Source organism: Trinickia sp. EG282A (assembly GCF_040965455.1).
Lineage (GTDB): Bacteria > Pseudomonadota > Gammaproteobacteria > Burkholderiales > Burkholderiaceae > Trinickia > Trinickia symbiotica.
Map to the genome: position 1 here is coordinate 644,065 of NZ_JBFRCC010000002.1, position 17,544 is coordinate 661,608.

Annotated in this window: 19 protein-coding genes; 15 read left to right on the forward strand and 4 right to left on the reverse strand. The window is 66.3% G+C overall.

All coding sequences use genetic code 11. From position 1 onward, the window contains the following. The first annotated feature begins 238 nt into the window (after positions 1-238). Both AB4Y31_RS10805 and rfaE2 read left to right on the forward strand, forming a co-directional pair. Positions 239-1,108 carry a ferritin-like domain-containing protein gene (locus AB4Y31_RS10805; protein ID WP_368674481.1) on the forward strand — a complete coding sequence of 290 codons (870 nt, stop codon included), beginning with the start codon at positions 239-241 and terminating at the stop codon, positions 1,106-1,108. Positions 1,109-1,135: 27 nt separating this feature from the next. Then, positions 1,136-1,621 carry a D-glycero-beta-D-manno-heptose 1-phosphate adenylyltransferase gene (gene rfaE2 / locus AB4Y31_RS10810; protein WP_368673918.1) on the forward strand — a complete coding sequence of 162 codons (486 nt, stop codon included), beginning with the start codon at positions 1,136-1,138 and terminating at the stop codon, positions 1,619-1,621. Between the two features lie 34 nt (positions 1,622-1,655). Here rfaE2 and AB4Y31_RS10815 read toward each other — a convergent pair whose 3' ends face one another. From AB4Y31_RS10815 to AB4Y31_RS10825, 3 genes are read right to left on the reverse strand one after another with little or no spacing between them, the layout of a single operon-like run. Continuing rightward, positions 1,656-1,895 (reverse strand): hypothetical protein, encoded by a 240-nt coding sequence (locus AB4Y31_RS10815; protein WP_368673919.1) that lies wholly within the window; start codon positions 1,893-1,895, stop codon positions 1,656-1,658. Between the two features lie 22 nt (positions 1,896-1,917). Further along, the gene (locus AB4Y31_RS10820; RefSeq protein ID WP_368673920.1) at positions 1,918-2,775 is read right to left on the reverse strand and encodes a type III pantothenate kinase; all 858 of its coding nucleotides are present in this window, start codon (positions 2,773-2,775) and stop codon (positions 1,918-1,920) included. Continuing rightward, complete coding sequence (locus tag AB4Y31_RS10825) at positions 2,772-3,749, reverse strand: biotin--[acetyl-CoA-carboxylase] ligase (protein WP_368673921.1); 978 nt, start codon at positions 3,747-3,749, stop codon at positions 2,772-2,774. The genes AB4Y31_RS10820 and AB4Y31_RS10825 overlap by 4 nt, the downstream gene beginning before the upstream one ends. A gap of 141 nt (positions 3,750-3,890) precedes the next feature. Here AB4Y31_RS10825 and AB4Y31_RS10830 point away from each other — a divergent pair, with 141 nt between their 5' ends. The 8 genes from AB4Y31_RS10830 (at position 3,891) to AB4Y31_RS10865 (ending at position 10,635) form a co-directional block, all read left to right on the forward strand. After that, positions 3,891-5,018, forward strand: coding sequence for an MlaE family ABC transporter permease (locus AB4Y31_RS10830; RefSeq protein WP_368674482.1), 1,128 nt, complete (start codon positions 3,891-3,893; stop codon positions 5,016-5,018). 7 nt (positions 5,019-5,025) lie between these two features. After that, complete coding sequence (locus AB4Y31_RS10835) at positions 5,026-5,904, forward strand: ABC transporter ATP-binding protein (protein ID WP_018443252.1); 879 nt, start codon at positions 5,026-5,028, stop codon at positions 5,902-5,904. Between the two features lie 30 nt (positions 5,905-5,934). Then, entirely contained in the window at positions 5,935-6,900 is a 966-nt protein-coding gene (locus AB4Y31_RS10840; protein ID WP_368673922.1) for an MlaD family protein, read from the forward strand. A 61-nt stretch (positions 6,901-6,961) separates the two neighbouring features. Then, positions 6,962-7,594, forward strand: coding sequence for an ABC-type transport auxiliary lipoprotein family protein (locus tag AB4Y31_RS10845; RefSeq protein ID WP_018443250.1), 633 nt, complete (start codon positions 6,962-6,964; stop codon positions 7,592-7,594). A 165-nt stretch (positions 7,595-7,759) separates the two neighbouring features. After that, a complete protein-coding gene (locus tag AB4Y31_RS10850; RefSeq protein WP_018443249.1) occupies positions 7,760-8,083 on the forward strand; it encodes a ferredoxin in 324 nt (107 codons plus the stop codon). Positions 8,084-8,115: 32 nt separating this feature from the next. After that, positions 8,116-8,742, forward strand: a complete 627-nt coding sequence (locus AB4Y31_RS10855) for an alpha/beta hydrolase (RefSeq protein WP_368673923.1) — start codon at positions 8,116-8,118, stop codon at positions 8,740-8,742. Between the two features lie 320 nt (positions 8,743-9,062). After that, positions 9,063-10,340: a D-alanyl-D-alanine carboxypeptidase family protein gene (locus tag AB4Y31_RS10860; protein WP_368673924.1), complete on the forward strand. Its 1,278-nt coding sequence runs from the start codon at positions 9,063-9,065 to the stop codon at positions 10,338-10,340. Between the two features lie 25 nt (positions 10,341-10,365). Further along, positions 10,366-10,635, forward strand: coding sequence for a DUF493 family protein (locus AB4Y31_RS10865; RefSeq protein ID WP_107149851.1), 270 nt, complete (start codon positions 10,366-10,368; stop codon positions 10,633-10,635). Here the strand turns inward: AB4Y31_RS10865 and AB4Y31_RS10870 are convergent. Continuing rightward, positions 10,619-11,596: a transcriptional regulator GcvA gene (locus AB4Y31_RS10870; RefSeq protein WP_368673925.1), complete on the reverse strand. Its 978-nt coding sequence runs from the start codon at positions 11,594-11,596 to the stop codon at positions 10,619-10,621. The genes AB4Y31_RS10865 and AB4Y31_RS10870 overlap by 17 nt on opposite strands. A gap of 101 nt (positions 11,597-11,697) precedes the next feature. On the opposite strand from AB4Y31_RS10870, the gene AB4Y31_RS10875 reads away from it, so the two are divergent. The 5 genes from AB4Y31_RS10875 to AB4Y31_RS10895 all read left to right on the forward strand — a co-directional run bounded on the left by AB4Y31_RS10875 (position 11,698) and on the right by AB4Y31_RS10895 (position 17,520). Continuing rightward, positions 11,698-12,024, forward strand: coding sequence for a DUF2917 domain-containing protein (locus tag AB4Y31_RS10875; RefSeq protein WP_368673926.1), 327 nt, complete (start codon positions 11,698-11,700; stop codon positions 12,022-12,024). Positions 12,025-12,166: 142 nt separating this feature from the next. Then, a complete protein-coding gene (gene lipB / locus AB4Y31_RS10880) occupies positions 12,167-12,949 on the forward strand; it encodes a lipoyl(octanoyl) transferase LipB (protein WP_368673927.1) in 783 nt (260 codons plus the stop codon). Continuing rightward, a complete protein-coding gene (gene lipA / locus AB4Y31_RS10885; protein ID WP_368673928.1) occupies positions 12,946-13,950 on the forward strand; it encodes a lipoyl synthase in 1,005 nt (334 codons plus the stop codon). Before lipB ends, lipA begins: the two co-directional genes overlap by 4 nt. Before the next feature lie 217 nt (positions 13,951-14,167). Beyond that, complete coding sequence (locus tag AB4Y31_RS10890) at positions 14,168-15,463, forward strand: dicarboxylate/amino acid:cation symporter (RefSeq protein WP_368673929.1); 1,296 nt, start codon at positions 14,168-14,170, stop codon at positions 15,461-15,463. A gap of 107 nt (positions 15,464-15,570) precedes the next feature. After that, positions 15,571-17,520 carry an ATP-binding protein gene (locus AB4Y31_RS10895; RefSeq protein ID WP_368674483.1) on the forward strand — a complete coding sequence of 650 codons (1,950 nt, stop codon included), beginning with the start codon at positions 15,571-15,573 and terminating at the stop codon, positions 17,518-17,520. The last annotated feature ends 24 nt before the right edge of the window (positions 17,521-17,544 follow it).

A 17,544-nucleotide genomic window follows, 5' to 3' on the forward strand; every position in this document is an offset into this window, starting at 1 on the left:
GGTTGCCTTGAGCGAAACCCGCTCGAACTCATTGCGACCGACATCGCCAGCGACGAAACGTGCCGCTAGAGCGGGCAGATTGCCGGACCGACACCGTTGAGCTCGGTCGATTTGCGGCGGCTGTTACCGCGTACAATTGCAAATTCGGTTTTTCGTGTGCGCCTATTGGTGCGGCTGCCGCAATAGTTGAAGACACACGAGTCGCAATGGGCAGACTAGGGGTGGGACGATGAACACCATGCTTTATCCGGAACTTTACAAATCGCTCGAGTCCGTTCGATGGGACATGGAGAAGGACATTCCCTGGGACAAGTTCGACGGCTCCTTGCTCACCGACGAGCAGGCGACGACGATCAAAATGAACGCGATTACCGAATGGTCGGCATTGCCCGCCACGGAAATGTTCCTGCGCGATAACCACCACGACAGCGATTTCTCGGCCTTCATGAGCGTCTGGTTCTTCGAGGAACAGAAGCATTCGCTCGTGCTCATGGAATACTTGCGTCGTTTCCGGCCCGAGCTCGTGCCGAGCGAGGAAGAGCTGCACGCGGTGCGCTTCGAGTTCGATCCGGCGCCCCCGCTCGAGACGCTGATGCTGCATTTTTGCGGCGAAATCCGCCTCAATCACTGGTACCGCCGTGCGGCCGAATGGCACACGGAACCCGTCATCAAGCACATCTACGAGACGATTTCGCGCGACGAGGCGCGACACGGCGGCGCCTACCTGCGCTATATGAAGAAGGCGCTGACGAACTGCGGCGACGTGGCGCGCGCGGCGTTCGCGAAGATCGGCGTGTTGATGGCGTCGGCGCGGCGCACCGAGAAGCCGCTGCATCCGACGAACCTGCACGTGAACCAGGCGCTGTTCCCGCGCGACACGGTGCAATCGCGCCTGCCCGATCCCGAATGGCTCGAGCGCTGGCTCGACGAGCAGATCCGTTTTGACGACGGCTGGGAGAAGAAGGTCGTCGAGCGCATCCTGCATAACCTGTCGGTGCTCTTCGAGCGGACCTTCACGACGGCGCAGGAGCTCAACCGCTACCGGAAGGAAGTCACGACGCGGCTGCAGTCGCAGGGCTCGTCCGATTCTCAGCATCAGCCTGCCTGACGCATTCGCTTCGGATCAGACAAGCCTGTGCCGAGCCCCTTCGAACGCAAGATCGTCACGCGCGAAGCCCTCGCTGCCCGCCGTGCCGAGCTGCCCGCGCCCCTCGTTTTCACGAACGGTGTCTTCGACATTCTCCACCGCGGGCATGTCAGTTACCTTGCCGAGGCGCGCGCGCTCGGCGCGTGCCTCATCGTAGGCGTCAACAGCGACACATCGGTGCGCATGCTTGGTAAGGGCGACGATCGCCCGATCAACCGCGACGAGGACCGGATGGCGCTGCTTGCGGCCCTCGAAAGCGTCGATTGGGTCGTTGGCTTCGAGGAGAAGACGCCCATCGATCTGATCGCCGCACTGCGGCCGGACATCCTCGTGAAGGGCGGCGACTACGATATGGACGCCTTGCCGGAATCGTCGCTCGTGCGCGGCTGGGGTGGGCGCGCGCTTGCGATTCCGTTCGAGCACGAACGGTCGACGACAGCGCTCTTGAAGAAGGTGCGCGCGCACGGCGCGTGAGCGACTTCTCGCGCACCCGTACGGTTGCCCGACCCTATTGCGTGAGCGCCGAAGCCTTTACGGCCGGCTCGGGCGCAGCCTTACCGACGATCGCCTGATCGTTGGCTTCCGCCGCCGAGATCGGGCGCGTCTTCAGCCATTCCGGATGAACCTGGCGATTCAAATGATTCGGCTCCCGCGGCCCCGATGCGGGCAGCGGCCCCAACACGCCGCTCGCGAGCCCGAAGGCGACCAGGTTGGCGAGTACGAGAATGGCGATCAGCCAGCGCAACATCGTTGACTTCCCCCTCTTTGATTCAAAGCAATCGAGCGTCGTCGGCCGCGATGAGCGCAAGCCCCGAGATCACGAGCCCGTCGTGACGCGTGCACGGCACGCTCAGGGCGCGCGCTACCGCCTCGGCGGCCCCGCCTCCGAGCACAAGCCGCGTGGGCGCCTGGCGCGCCCGCGAAAACTCGCGCCACGCCTGTTCGATGAGCCCGACTTGTGCCAGCAGCGAGCCCGCCGAAATGGCCTGCCGCGTGTCCGTCGCGAGCCAGCGGCGCGCGAGCGCGTCGCCGGCCAGCTCGCGCGCCGAATCGGCGGCGAGTGTCGGCAATTGTGCCGTATGCTCGCCGAGCGAGCGCATCATCAGCGTCCAGCCCGGTGCGATGAGCCCGCCTTCGAACGTGCCGTTGGCGTGGAGCGCCTCGAGCGTCGTCGCGGTGCCGAGCGTCGCGATGAGCAGATCTTCGCCCGGAAACGCCGCGTGAGCGCCGACGAGCCCCGCCCAGCGATCGCTGCCGAGGCGCGCGGGTTCCGCGTAGCCGTTCGTCACACCACATTGACGGTCACGCGCGCGAATCGTCGTGCGCGGCAGCGCCGGCCAATGGCGCTCGATCAGCGCGTCGATCCGAGCGGCCGCTTCGGCGCCCGCAACGTTCGAGATCCATGCGCCGCCCGGAGGCGGCAACGACGACCAGTCGGGCTCGGCGGTCAGGCTCGTCGCAGCGCCCGGTGGGGGCACGCTGTCGTTCCCGTTTCCGTTTCCGTTCCCGTTCCCGTGCGAGAAGACACCTTCGCTCAAGAACAGCCCGGGCGCGTCGGCGAGCGCCCACTTGATACGGCTGTTGCCCGCGTCGATCAGCAAAAAGGGCGGAGAGGACGCGCGCTTCATGGATGGTTCGATTGTCCCGGGACGGGCACGGGGCGCAAAGACACGTCGCCCGTTGCGATCGGCATGACCCCGTGTTGTGTGGCGACGAGCAGTTGCCCCGACTCATCGACGTCGATGGCCGTGCCGCGCATCACCTCCATGCCTTGCTCCATCAGCGCGACCTCGCGGCCTGCATAGGCGTGGAAGGCGTTCCAGCGCGGCCGGAACGGCGCGAAACCTTCGGCCGCGAAGCGATCGATCGTACCGAGGAGTGCGTCGAGCGCGGCCGCGAGCGTTTCGGTCAGGTTAGCGTTCGGATACACGCGAGCGAGCGCCGCGGGCGTCATCGCGCGTGTGAGCGCGGCTCCCTGCAGCTCCATTCCGGCGCCGGCGGTAGCCTGTTCGGCCGCGAGCGCGACGTCGTCGCGCACATTGATGCCGACGCCGATGACAGCGGCCGTTGCGATTGGCGTACTCCACGCCGTCTCGACAAGGATGCCGGCGAGCTTGTCGTCGTCGAGCAGAATGTCGTTGGGCCACTTGAGCCTGATGCGGGCGGCGTCGCCGGGGGGGAGCGCCGGCAGGGCGCGCAATGCTTCGACGAGCATCGTGCCGACCGCGAGGCTCAAACCGGCCAGGCCCGCCAGCGGGCGCGGCAGCACGCAGGCGAGCGAGAACGTCAAAGCGCGGCCGCGTTCAGCATGCCAACTGCGCCCCTGGCGTCCTCGGCCCGCCGTTTGCCGGTAGGCGACGCGAACGGCGTGCACGCCGGGCTCGGCCGCATCGCGCGGCAGATTCCGCATGCGCTGCATGAGGTCGGTATTCGTCGAGCCCGTTTCGTCGACGATTTCGAGCCGCTCGGCGGGAATGGCAGCCCGAGTGGCCGAGAGGACGCGCGCCGGGTCGATGCGCCAATCGTCGCAGGCGGACGCGAGCGCACCGCGCGCGACAGGCGCCGGCGCGACAGGCCGTGCGGGATGGGTGGTATCGGTCATAGGCGCTATTGTAGTGGCGCTGCGCGTACCCCCGCCGCCGGTTCGGACGCGATGTCGGCGACACGTGCCGCCAACGACGCATACGATCGACGCTTCGCTGGCTACAATGGCCGCTGTTCACAACGGATGAGCACCGCTCCCTTGGACTTCGATACGCCACCCGGCCTGCAGATCGGCGCCGGCAGCCCGGGCCCGCTCGTCCGGCTGTCGGGGCAGTGGACGGCGCTCGCGCTCGCGCGCGACCGCGCCCGCGCCGGCGCGACGATGCGGCTCTCGTCGCTGATCGGGAACACGGCCGCGCAGTGGGATCTCTCAGCGGTCGAGCGCATGGACCATGTCGGCGGCCAGGCGCTTTGGCGTGTCTGGGGACGCCAAATGCCCGAGCGGATCACGCTCACCGAGACGCAGCGCGACATCTTCGCCCGCATCGCGTTGCTGGAGACGCATCGCGAAGACCCCGAGCCCGTCGAGCGGATCAGTCCGGTGACGAGGCTCGGCTATGCGATGTTCGGCTTCGCCGATCACGTCTACGGCGGCGTCGCCATGTTCGGGCGCGTGGTGCTCGACGCGCTCACCATCGTCCGCCGGCCGGCCAGCGCGCCCTGGACGGAAATCTCGGCCAACGTCTACAGTGCCGGCACGAAGGCGCTGCCGATCACCGCACTCGTCGCGTTCCTGATCGGCATCGTGCTCAGCTACCTGTCGGCTCAGCAGCTGCGGCTCTTCGGGGCGAACCAGTTCATCGTCAACATTCTCGGGCTCGCGGTCATCCGCGAGCTCGGGCCCGTGCTCGCGGCAATTCTCGTCGCGGGCCGCTCGGGTTCGGCGATCACGGCGCAGATCGGCGTCATGCGCGTGACGGAGGAGCTCGATGCGATGCGCGTCATGGGCATTCCGCACGGGCTGCGCATCATCTTGCCGCGGGTGCTCGCGCTCGCCGTCGCCATGCCGCTGCTCGTGATGTGGACCGACATCGTCGCGCTCGTGGGCGGCGCGCTCGCCGCGCAGCTCGTGCTCGGCATCGATGTGGCGTACTTCGCGCGGGCGCTGCCCGCGGTCGTGCCGATCGCGAACCTCTATATCGGCTTGGGCAAGGGGGCCGCCTTCGGCATCCTCATCGCGCTCGTCGCCTGCCACTTCGGCTTCAGGATCAAGCCGAACTCGCAAAGCCTGGGCACGGGCACGACGTCGTCGGTGGTGACCTCGATCACGGTCGTCATTCTGGCCGACGCCGTGTTCGCCATCATGTTCCAGAACGTCGGATTCTGAGGTTCGCATGACTGCACCGCTTTCCGCCGCCGTACGCGACCGTCCGCCGCCCGCCATCGCCGAGAAGGTGATCGAGGTGCGCGACCTCACGAAGCGCTACGGCGGCAATGTCGTGCACGAGCATCTCGATTTCGACGTGCGGCGCGGCGAGATCGTCTCGATCGTCGGCGGCTCGGGCTCGGGCAAGACGACGCTCGTGCGGCAGATCCTCGGCCTCGAGCAGCCGACCTCGGGCGATATCTCGCTTTTCGGCGAGAACATGTCGACGATCGATCCGCATGCCGCGCGTCTCATGCGCAGCCGTGTCGGCATGCTGTTCCAGCAGGGCGCGCTCTTTTCGTCGCTGTCCGTCTTCGACAATATCGCGCAGCCGTTGCGCGAGCTCGGCCGCGTGCCGCGCGCGCTGCTTCACGACATCGTCATGCTCAAGCTCGAAATGGTCGGGCTGCCCTGCAAGCATGCGTCGAAGATGCCGGCCGCGCTCTCGGGCGGCATGGTGAAACGCGTCGGCATCGCGCGCGCGCTCGCGCTCGAGCCCGAGTTGCTCTTTCTCGACGAGCCGACGGCCGGGCTCGATCCGCAATCGTCCGAAGAATTCGTCGAGCTCGTGGCGACGCTGCATCGCGCGCTCGGCCTCACCGTCGTCATGGTGACGCACGATCTCGATACCATGACGTCGCTCTCGACGCGCGTGGCGGTCATCGCCGACCGCAAAGTGCTCGTCGCGGCGCCGATCGAGGAGGCCTGCGGCGTCGAGCATCCGTTCATCCGCGAATTCTTTCTCGGGCGGCGCGGAAGGCGCGCCCTGCAGGCGTTGCCGCCCGAGCGTCGCGCGAAGCTGCCGCCGGCCGCGCTGGCATCCGCATCGGCGGAAGTGTCGCTGTAACGACAGACAGGAGAGCAGGGGAATCCGCGCATGGAAAACAAGTCGCATGCATTCTTGGCCGGGCTATTCGCGATCGGGTTGTCGGTCGCGATCGGGCTCGCGGTTTTCTGGTTCAATCTGGATCGGACGGTGCGTGTGCCATACGACCTCGTCTCGCGCTCGGCCGTGACCGGCCTCACGACCGATGCCGCGGTCCGATATCGCGGGCTCGACGTCGGCAAGGTGCAGTCGCTGCGCTTCGATCCGGCGCATCCGGGGCAGATCATCATTCGCATTCTCGTCGACAAGCACGCGCCGATGACGCACTCCACGTTCGGCACGCTGGCGTTGCAAGGCGTGACCGGCCTGGCGTTCGTGCAGCTCGACGATACGGGGGCCGACCCGAGGCCGATCGCTTCTTCGCCGAAGCATGTCGCGCAGCTGCCGATGCACGCCGGCCTGCTCGAGCAATTGCAGGAACGCGGCGATGTATTGCTGCACGAGCTCGAGAGCGTCGCGACGCGCGCCGATGCCATGCTTTCGCCCGAGGTGCAGACGCAGCTTCTCGCGAGTGCGGCAAGCATTCAGCACGCGGCCGACGCCGTGACCGAACTCGCGCACGCGGCCGGCCCCGCGGCGACGCAACTGCCGGCCACGCTGACGCAACTGCAGCGCACGCTCGCTTCGGCCAACGCGCTCGTCACGAATCTCAACGCGCCGCGCGGGCCGCTCTACTCGAACCTCGAGAGGCTCGGCTCCGCGGCCGATCGCGCGAGTGCCGCGATCACGCAGATGGACGCTTCGCTGGAGAACATGTCGACGCGTGTCCAGTACGACACGCTGCCGCGCGTGAACGAGTTGGCCGCCGACGTCGGCGGCGCGGCGCGCTCGATCGACCACGCCGCCGCCGTGTTCGGCTCGAGCCCGAGAAGCGTGCTGTTCGGCGTCGCACCCGCGGAGCCCGGCCCGGGCGAGGCCGGATTCCGATGGCCCGCGGCGCCGCCCGCCGCGCGCTGAACCACGCGGGCCGAGGGCCCGGATGAACTGAACGATCAAGCCAAGCAGGGGAAATCGACAAATGCCATATTCGATCGACCGTCTTTTTTCGCCGGCCGCGCGAGCGCTGCTGCCCGGATTCGTTGCGATGCTCATCGTGAGCGGCTGCTCGCTCGCTACGCCCGCCGCCGTGTCGGACCTCCGTTACGACCTCGGGCCGGCGCCGAGCGCTTCCACCCAAAGTCAGCCGTTGCCGGCGGTGAGGGTCTTCGACGTGCGGGCGCCGCGCTCGCTCGAGAGTGACGACATCCTCTACCGGTTGAGCTATGCCGATCCGCACCGCACGGCTGTCTACGCGCACAGCCACTGGACGATGCCGCCGGCGCTTTTGCTGACGCAGCGTGTGCGTGCCGCGCTATCGGCGCAAGGCGTCGTGCTCGCGGGCGGCGATATCGCCGCGCCGCTCTTGACGGTCGACCTCGAGCAGTTCGAGCAGGTATTCGATTCGGAGGGCGAGAGCCACGGTGCGATTACGGCTCGCGCGACGCTGATGCGCGATGGACAAGTCCTCGCCCAGCACACGTTCATTGCGCGCGCGCCGGCCATGATGCCGAACGCGGCGGCCGGTGTAGGCGCGCTCTCGGCGGCGAGCGACGACTTCGTTGCACAGCTCGTCGCCTGGCTCGGCATGCAGGCGCCCGTCGCGTCCCGCTGACGGCTGACGGCTGACGGCGGGGGCCGAGCGCGGGCGCGCGCGTTGCGTCCATCGCTTCAACGAGCTTGTCGACGGCGGGGCGCCCTGTGCGGCTCGCGAGCGCCAGTGCCTGCCGCTCGCTATAATCGGCCGGCTCATCGGCGCCCCTTTCATTGCCACGAGATCATGGATCCCTTCTTCAAATACCACGTCTTTTTCTGCCTGAACAAACGCGCCCCCGGCGCCGATCGTCCGAGTTGCGCGAACTGCAACGCCGAGGCGATGCAGGAATACGCGAAAAAACGCGTGAAGCAGCTCGGTCTCGCCGGTCCCGGCAAGGTTCGCATCAACAAGTCCGGCTGCCTCGATCGCTGCGAGCAGGGCCCGACCGTCGTCGTCTATCCCGAAGGCACGTGGTACACGTACATCGACGAATCGGACATCGACGAAATCGTCGATTCGCATCTTGCCAACGGCAAAATCGTCGAGCGTCTGCTGATCGATCGCTGATCGACCGCGAGCATCGAGAGAAATCCTCCGGCATGAACGCCCAAACGCAACGATTCCTCATCGACGGGCCCGTCGGCAAGATCGAGGTCGCGCTCGATCGGCCCGATGGCGCGCCGCGCGGCATCGCCCTCGTCGCGCATCCGCATCCGCTCTTTGGCGGCACGATGGACAACAAGGTCGCGGTCACGCTCGCGCGTACGCTCGTGCAGCTCGGCTACGTCACGTATCGCTCGAACTTCCGCGGCGTGGGGCAGACCGAAGGCGAACACGACAACGGCATCGGCGAGCGCGACGACCTGCGCGCCGTGATCGCTCACATGCGCGCGCAGCCGGGGCAAAGCGATGCTCCGCTCGTGCTCGCGGGCTTTTCGTTCGGCACCGTCGTGCTGTCGCACGTCGCGGCGGCATTGCGCGAGGCGGGCGAGGAGATCGAGCGCATGGTCTTCGTGGGCACGGCGGCGAGCCGCTGGGACGTGGCGCCCGTGCCCGACAATACGCTCGTCATTCATGGCGAAATCGACGACACAGTCCCGCTCGGGGCGGCCCTCGAGTGGGCGCGGCCGCAGGAGTTGCCCGTCGTCGTTATTCCGGGCGCCGAGCATTTTCTGCATCGCAAGCTGCATCTGTTGAAGCGCATCATCGTCGACGCCTGGAGGTGAGTCGCGGCGCCGTGCGCGAAAAAAGCGCACGATCGCGGCGGCTCCTCTCGCGCGGATGCATCGATTTGCGCATACAGGTCCTCATAAAACGCGATTTCGAAGCACCGCGCCGCGTATAATGGGCGCAATTTTTTTGCGCGAGCGTCGTCCCATCGAGGCCGCTTGCGCGAACCGGTCGCATTCGCCTGTGTCCAATCGCTGCTTCGCCGCCACCGCATTCCGATCGTTTTCCGCGAGTCGCGGCGCCGCTCGCGTTGGCCCGGCCGCCTCTTTCCGCCGCGCGCCATGCGCGCATGCTCTCTTTCGCACGAACTGACCCTATGCGCTCTTCCTTCTTCGGCCCTTCGTCGGTGCCTTCGATTCCGCCGATCTCGTCGTTCTCGTCGTTCGCTTCGTCGTTCATCCCGCAATCGATTGCGCGCGGCGCGCCCGTGAGCCTTCTCGTCGCCGCGACGCTCGCGGCCGGTGCCGCGGCGTACGCGCCGCGCGCGTCGGCCCAGGTGCCCCCACCGGCCGTAACGGCGCGCTCGTGGGTGCTGATCGACGCGACGGCCAATCAGGTGCTGGCTTCCGGCAATGCCGACGAACGCGTGGAGCCCGCCTCGCTGACGAAGCTGATGACGGCCTATCTCGTCTTCGAGGCGCTGCAGACCAAGAAGATCTCGATGGATCAGGTCGTGACGCCGAGCCTGGCCGTGCGCCGCGTGCGCAACGACGAATCGCGGATGTTCATCGAGGCCGAGAAGCCCGTGACCGTGCACGATCTCGTCTACGGCATGATCGTGCAGTCGGGCAACGACGCGGCAATCGCGCTCGCGGAGCTCGTGGGCGGCAGTGAATCGCATTTCGTCGAGATGATGAATGCCGAAGCCCAGAAGCTCGGCATGAAAGGGACGCACTATGCCGACGTGAACGGCATGCCCGATGCGCAGCACTACACGACGGCGGGCGATCTCGCCACGCTTTCGGCTCGCCTCATTCGCGACTTCCCCGAGTACTACAGCATCTTCTCGGTCAAGGAATTCACCTATAACAAGATCAAGCAGCCGAACCGCAACCGCCTGCTCTGGCTCGATCCGACCGTCGACGGCCTGAAGACGGGGCATACCGAGGCGGCCGGCTACTGCCTGATCGCGACGGCGAAGCGCCCGCTGCCGGGCGTGGCCGATGCATCGCGCCGCATCGTCGCCGTGGTCATGGGCGAGCAGAAAGAGCACGAGCGCGTACAGGACAGCATGAAGCTGCTGAACTACGGCTACAGCGCCTACGACACGGTGCGCCTCTTCAAGGCGAATCAGCCGGTGCAGACTCCGCGTGTCTACAAGGGCGTGGCCGACAGCGTGCCCGTCGGCGTGAAGAGCGACCAGTACGTTACCGTGCCGCGCGGCATGGGCGACAAAGTGAAGCCGCAAGTCACGCTGAATTCGCCGCTGATCGCGCCGATCGCCGATGGTCAGCAAGTGGGGGCGGTACAGATCGCGGCGGATGGGAAGACGCTTGCGCAGGTTCCGATCGTCGCGCTGCAGCCGGTGCCGCAAGCCGGCATCGGCGGACGGATCTGGGACTCGCTGATGCTGATGTTCAGCAAGAAGAAGTGATGGTGCAAGGGTGGGAGTGAAGCCGATGAGCCCGGTCAACGAATCGCTGTTCGAATTTCCGTGCGACTTTCCGATCAAGGTGATGGGCAAGGCGCACCCGGATTTCGCCGACACGGTCGCGTCCGTCGTGCGTCAGTTCGACGCGAGCTTCGACGCGACGCGGGTCGAGACGCGGCCGTCGAGCGGCGGCAACTATGTCGGCCTGACGGTGACCGTGCGCGCCGTCAGTCGCGAGCAGCTCGACGACATCTATCGGGCGCTCACCGGACATCCGATGGTCAAGGTCGTCCTTTGACGGCGGCTGGCGCGAGCGGACCGCTTTCGTTCACGCCGCTTCTCACGCCGCCGCACGTTTGCTCGTAGACGGCGCGAAAGCGCTTCACCTCTTCGAAGATCCACGCGCGGAACGCCTGCACGCGCGCGCTCGTCAAGAGCGGTGGCGGGCAGACGAAGTAATAGCTCCACGGGGACGCCGCTTCGACATCGAACAGGCGCACGAGGCGTCCCGCCACGAGTTCCTGCATGACGATCGAGCTACGCGCGAGCGCGACGCCCTGGCCGTCTCCTGCCGCAAGCAAAAGATTCGACGAATCGTCGAAGAGCACGCCGCGCCGCGGTTCGGTCGCATCGGGCAACCCGGCGGCTTCGAACCAGGGCCGCCAGAGATCGGTGTCGGAGCGCAAAAGCGGGACATGCAGGAGCTCCGCGGGCGTCTTCGGCAGTTGGCCGCCGTTGAACGTCGGTGAGCAGACGGGGAACGCCACTTCATCGAGCAACAGCTCGACATGCAGGTCCGGATAGTTGCCGCGGCCATAGCGGATCGCCACGTCGACGTCGTCGCGCGAAAAATCGGCGAGCGCATTCGTCGAGAGCAAATCGAGATCGACCTCGGGATGGCGGTCCATGAAGCTGCCGATGCGGGGCGTGATCCAGCGGGCCGAAAACGACGGCGACGAGGAGACGACGAGACGCCGCGTGCGCTCGCCGCTTCGGACATCGCGCGTCGCGTCCGCGAGCGTCATCAGCGCGGCGCGCACCGACTTCGCATAACGGTTGCCGGCGTCCGTCAGCCGGACGCGCTTACCAGTACGCACGAAAAGCGCAACGCCGAGCTCCTCCTCGAGCGCGCGCATTTGATGACTGACCGCGCCGTGCGTGACGAAGAGCTCATCGGCGGCGCGCGAAAAGCTCTCGTGCCGGGCGGCGGCCTCGAACGTGCGCAGGGCGTTGAGCGCGGGCAGCTTCCTCAGATCCATTGTGAATTCGCCTCACATACGCGTGAGAATTGATCGTTTTACGCCAAACGTTACCACGCCTAGGATTCTAGCCATGGAAGACACTTTGGTTGGAGGCGGTCATGAGAGAGATTTCTTCAAGCGTCACGTTCGAGATCGAACGGGGTGAGACGATACCTGTGATGATTGCGCACAGCACACGCCTCAATGTCGAAGGCGCATCGGTCTGGGTCTCGCGCAGCAACGATGTCGAGGATTATTGGGTACTGCCGGGGTCGTCGCTGACTTTGCGGCGTGGCGAGCGGCTTTGGCTGAGCGTCGACGGCGACGGGCCGGCGCGTGTTGCGTTCCACGGCCCGCTCATGGCCGGCGAGCGCCTGCGCAGCGCGCTTGCCGCGCTGGGGGAGCTGTTCGGCATGCGCTGGCGCGGCGGCTGGCGGACGGTTTAACGGACGCTCGACAGGCCCGCCGTTCGAGGCGTTGCGGCGGGTGGTAGTGAGTGTTGCCGTCGGTAGTCGGCGCAGTGGAGCGGCGGGCCGGCCCCGCCCGGCATCGGCGCCGCGCGTCCGATTCCGGTAAACTGCCGGCACCATGTCTGCCGTTCCGCTCTCCGAACCGCTCGCCGCGCCACTCGCACCGTCCGACGCGCAGGTGCCCGTCTCAGGGCTTTCCGCCCTCCCTTTGCGCGAGCGGCTCGCGCCGGACCTCGAACTGGTCTGGCGCGGCGTCGAATCGTACGAAGTGAGCTTCGCCGCGATGCGCGAATTCACCGAGGCGCGCACCGCGGATACCGTGGACGAGATCTGGCTCGTCGAGCATCCGCCCGTTTTCACGCTCGGCCAGGCCGGCAACCCCGCGCATCTGCTCGCGGCCGATTCCTCGATTCCGCTCGTCAAAGTCGACCGGGGCGGCCAGATCACCTATCACGGTCCCGGTCAGGTCGTCGCCTATTTGCTCGTGAGCCTGCGGCGGCGCGGTCTGCTCGTGCGCCAACTCGTTACGCTGATCGAGGAGGCCGTGATCGAGACGTTGGCGGCGTATAATCTCGCCGGCGAGCGCCGTGATGGCGCTCCCGGCATCTATGTCGCGCCCGGGCCCACGGCCGGTGCGCACGCGGGCGCGAAGATCGCGGCGCTCGGCCTCAAGATTCGCAACGGATGCAGCTACCACGGCGTGAGTCTGAACGTGAAGATGGATTTGCAGCCGTTTCTCGCGATCAATCCATGCGGCTATGCAGGGCTCGAAACAGTCGATATGGCGACGCTCGGCGCCGCTGCCGGCTGGGACGATGCGGCCCGAACCCTGGCGGCGCGTCTTGCCGCGAACCTCGATAGCGCCGTCGCGCATCGCCCAAAGAATGGACCTACGGAATGACTGACGTTACCGCCCACCCGAACGGCCCGGCCGCTTCGAGCGCCGACGCGCCCCAGACCGCCTACGACGCGACGGCCAAGCAGAAGTCACAGGCCAAGACGGCGCGGATTCCGATCAAGATCGTGCCGATCGAGAAGCTCAAGAAGCCCGAGTGGATTCGCGTGAAGGCGGCGACGGGCAGCTCGCGCTTCTCCGAAATCAAGCAGATTCTGCGCGAGCACAACCTGCATACCGTCTGCGAAGAGGCGAGTTGTCCGAACATCGGCGAGTGCTTCGGCAAGGGCACCGCGACGTTCATGATCATGGGCGACAAGTGCACCCGGCGCTGCCCGTTTTGCGACGTGGGCCACGGCCGTCCCGATCCGCTCGATCAGGAAGAGCCGCTGAACCTCGCGCGAACGATTGCCGCGCTCAAGCTCAAGTACGTGGTGATCACGAGCGTCGATCGAGACGATCTGCGCGACGGCGGTGCCGCGCACTTCGTCGAATGCATTCGCAAGGTGCGCGAGCTTTCTCCCGCAACGCGCATCGAAATCCTGACGCCCGACTTCCGCGGCCGGCTCGATCGCGCGCTGTCGATTTTGACGAGTGCACCGCCCGACGTGATGAACCACAACCTCGAAACCGTGCCGCGCCTTTACAAGGAAGCGCGGCCGGGTTCGGACTACGCTCATTCGCTGAAGCTCTTGAAGGACTTCAAAGCGCTGCATCCGGAGGTGGCGACGAAATCGGGGCTGATGGTGGGCCTCGGCGAAACCGAAGAAGAGATCTTGCAGGTGATGCGCGATCTGCGCGCGCACGATGTCGACATGCTGACGATCGGCCAGTACCTGCAACCGTCCGAGCATCACCTGCCGGTGCGGGCCTACGTCCACCCCGATACGTTCAAGATGTACGAGGCGGAAGCGTACAAGATGGGCTTCACGCACGCGGCCGTCGGCGCGATGGTGCGTTCGAGCTACCACGCCGATGTGCAGGCGCACGAAGCAGGCGTTGTCTGATAGCGCTCGTGGGCTCGAGGGTTTCCGGATTGCCGGATTCTGTTTTGCGGTGAAATCCAGGAAACCGGATGGCGCGCTTGTGCCCGCGATTTCTTTTCCTTAATAATCAGCAGCTTGAGGCGTGCCTCGCCTTGGCATCGACCTTGCAATTGACGACCCCACAGCCGAGCGGCTCCCCTTCCGCTCGGACCATTAGTCAAGAGCAAGGAGACATCCAATGCCCCGCCTCAAGAAACCGTTCTATCGAATCCTTTATGTGCAGGTGATCGCCGCGATCATCGCCGGCGTCGTGCTCGGTCACTACGCGAAGAATCTCGCGATCGACATGAAGCCGCTCGGCGACGCGTTCATCAACCTCGTCAAGATGGTGATCGGCCCGATCATCTTCTGTACCGTGGTCACCGGCATCGCAGGCATGGAGGACATGAAGAAGGTAGGGCGGGTGGGCGGCAAGGCGCTGCTTTACTTCGAAATCGTATCGACGTTCGCGCTCTTGCTTGGCCTCATCGCCACGCACTTGCTGAAGCCGGGCGCAGGTTTCAACGTCGATGTCGCGTCGCTCGACGGCAAAGCCGTCGCCTCGTACGCGGAGAAGGCGCACGGCCAAAGCGTCGTCGACTTCTTCATGCACCTGATACCGAAGACGTTCGTCGACGCGTTCGCTCAAGGCGAGATCCTGCAGATCCTCGTCATCGCGTTGCTCTTCGGCAGCGTGCTCGCGACGATCGGCGAGCGCGGCAAGCCCGTGACGAACTTCATCGAGAGCCTCTCGCATGTCCTCTTCGGCATCGTGCGCATCGTCACGAAGCTCGCCCCGATCGGCGCCTTCGGCGCGATGGCGTTCACGATCGGCAAGTACGGCATCGGCTCGCTCCTGCCGCTGCTGAAGCTGATCGGCACGTTCTATCTGACGTCGATCGTGTTCGTGCTGGTCGTGCTCGGCACGATTGCCCGCCTCGTCGGCTTCAACATCGTGCGCTTCGTCGGCTACATCAAGGAAGAGATGTTGATCGTGCTCGGCACGAGCTCGTCGGAGGCCGCTTTGCCGCAACTGATGGAAAAGCTCGAGAAGCTCGGCTGTTCGCGCTCGGTCGTCGGGCTCGTCGTGCCGACCGGCTACTCGTTCAACCTCGACGGCACCAACATCTATATGACGATGGCCGTGCTCTTCATTGCGCAAGCGACGAACACGGACCTCACGCTCACGCAGCAGCTGACGCTGATCGCCGTGGCGATGCTGACCTCGAAGGGCGCCAGCGGCGTGACGGGCGCGGGTTTCATCACGCTCGCCGCCACGCTCGCCGTCGTGCCGACGATCCCGCTCGCCGGCATGGTCCTCATCCTGGGTATCGACCGCTTCATGAGCGAATGCCGCGCCCTCACGAACATCGTCGGCAACGGCGTTGCCGCCGTGGTCGTCTCGGCGTGGGAGAAGGAGCTCGATCGCGCCAAGCTCACGCGCACGCTGCGTGGCGAGGCGGCGGTCGCGGAAACGGAAGCGGCACGCGTCTGACGTTGGCTGCCGAGTCGCTGCCGGGGCGCTTGCCTTCACGGATCGTTCGCGGCAGCGGCGCCACGCCCGCATCGAACGAGCAGGTCGGCGGGCAACGCTCGGCAGGCGTGGACGGCGGCGCCATCGCGCCGCTATGCCACAATGAGCCTTTGTCATTGCTGGAATCGGCCACCGTGACGCGTCGCTTCACCGTCGTCTTCCTGCTCGCCGTGGCGCTGTCGGCGGTTTGCGCGCTGACCTGGCGCATCGCCTGGGAGCGCGGCGTCGACGCGCTGCGACAGCAAGCGGCCGTGCGCGCGGACCGCACGGCGAGCGCGCTCAAGGACACGCTCGATCGCTACGAATCGCTGGCCTATCTGCTCGCGAATCATCCGCTCGTGAAGGACGCGCTCGAGCACTCGACGCCCGACAACGCCACGCGCGCCAACCGCTATCTCCAGGATGCCAACCGTCACGCGCAGGCCAACGTCACCTATGTGATCCGCGCCGACGGTCTGTGCGTCGCCGCCAGCAACTGGGACCAGAGCGATAGCTTCGTCGGCTCCAACTATCTGTTTCGGCCGTATTTCGTCGATGCGATGAAAGGCGAGGTCGGCCGTTTCTTCGGTATCGGCACCGTTTCACGCGAGCCCGGCTACTACCTGTCGGAGCCGGTCCACCGCGATGGGCGGATAGTCGGCGCGGCTGTCATCAAGCTGAACCTCGAATGGTTTCCGGGTACCGACGCGAGCGAGCCGCTCATCGTCGCGGACAACCACGGCGTGGTTTTCCTGTCGTCGGTGCCGGCCTGGAAATATCGCGCCCTCGCGCCGCTGCCGGCTTCGCTTGCGGCGGCGATCGAGAAAACGCGCCAGTATGCGAGCCAGCCGATGACCCAGTTGCCATTCTCGACCGTGCGGCGGGTCGACGACGCCCAGATCGTCCGCATCGGCGACGAGCGGTTCGGGCCGCACTACTTGGTGACGCGGCGCACGCTCGGCACGCCGGACTGGCAGCTGATCACGCTTTCCTCGGTCACACCTGTCCTCGACGACGCACGCAATGCGACGGCCGCCGCGGGCTTCGGATTCGTCTCGCTCTGCCTGCTCGCGTTTTACTGGCGGACGCGGCGTGCGCGCGTGCGCGAAATGATGCGCAGCCGCGCCATGCTGCAGGCCGCCTATGCCGAGCTGAACGAGCGCGTGGCCGAGCGGACCGCCGATCTTTCGGCGGCCAATGCGCGTCTGCAAACGGAAGTCAGCGAGCGCACGCGCGCCGAAAACGAGTTACGCGCGGCGCACGACGAGCTCGTGCAGACGAGTAAGCTCGCCGCGCTCGGTCAGATGGCGGCCGGCATCACACACGAGCTCAACCAGCCGCTCGCCGCGCTGCGCGCGTTCTCGGACAACACGCGCGTGCTGCTCGAGCGCGGCGACCAGACAGCGGCGCGCGAAAACCTCGAGGCGATCTCGGCGCTCACCGAGCGCATGGGCAAGATCACGAACCAGCTCAAGCTTTTCGTCGGACGCGCGCAGCCGCGCACGGCGAAAGCGCCCGTGGCGCGCGCGGTTCGCAATGCGCTGAACCTGCTGCAAAAGCGATTTCAGGGCGTCGCGCTCGATCTCACCCTGCGTGAGGCCGACGGCTCGGCCGACGCGCCGCGCAAGCGGCTGGAACTCGATTCCGACTATCCTACGCTCGTCGCCTATTGCGACGATCTGCGTCTCGAGCAGGCGCTCATCAACCTGATCGGCAATGCGCTCGACGCGGTCGCGGGCGCGGCCGACCCGCGCATCGGGATCGACGTCGACGCAACGCTTGCGACGTTCTCGATCACGGTGCGCGACAATGGGCCGGGCATTCCGGACGATGTCCTGCCGCGGCTCTTCGAGCCCTTCTTCACGACGAAGGGCATGGGGCAGGGCCTGGGTCTGGGGCTGGCGATCGCATCGTCGATTGCGCGCGACTGCGGCGGCTCGCTCGTCGCGCGCAATGTGCCCGAAGGCGGCGCGGCGTTCGTGCTCACGTTGCGGCGCGCCATCGTGGCGAGCGCGCCGTCGGAGACTTCGTCGCAGTAGCGCATGCCACGTTCGACGATTCGA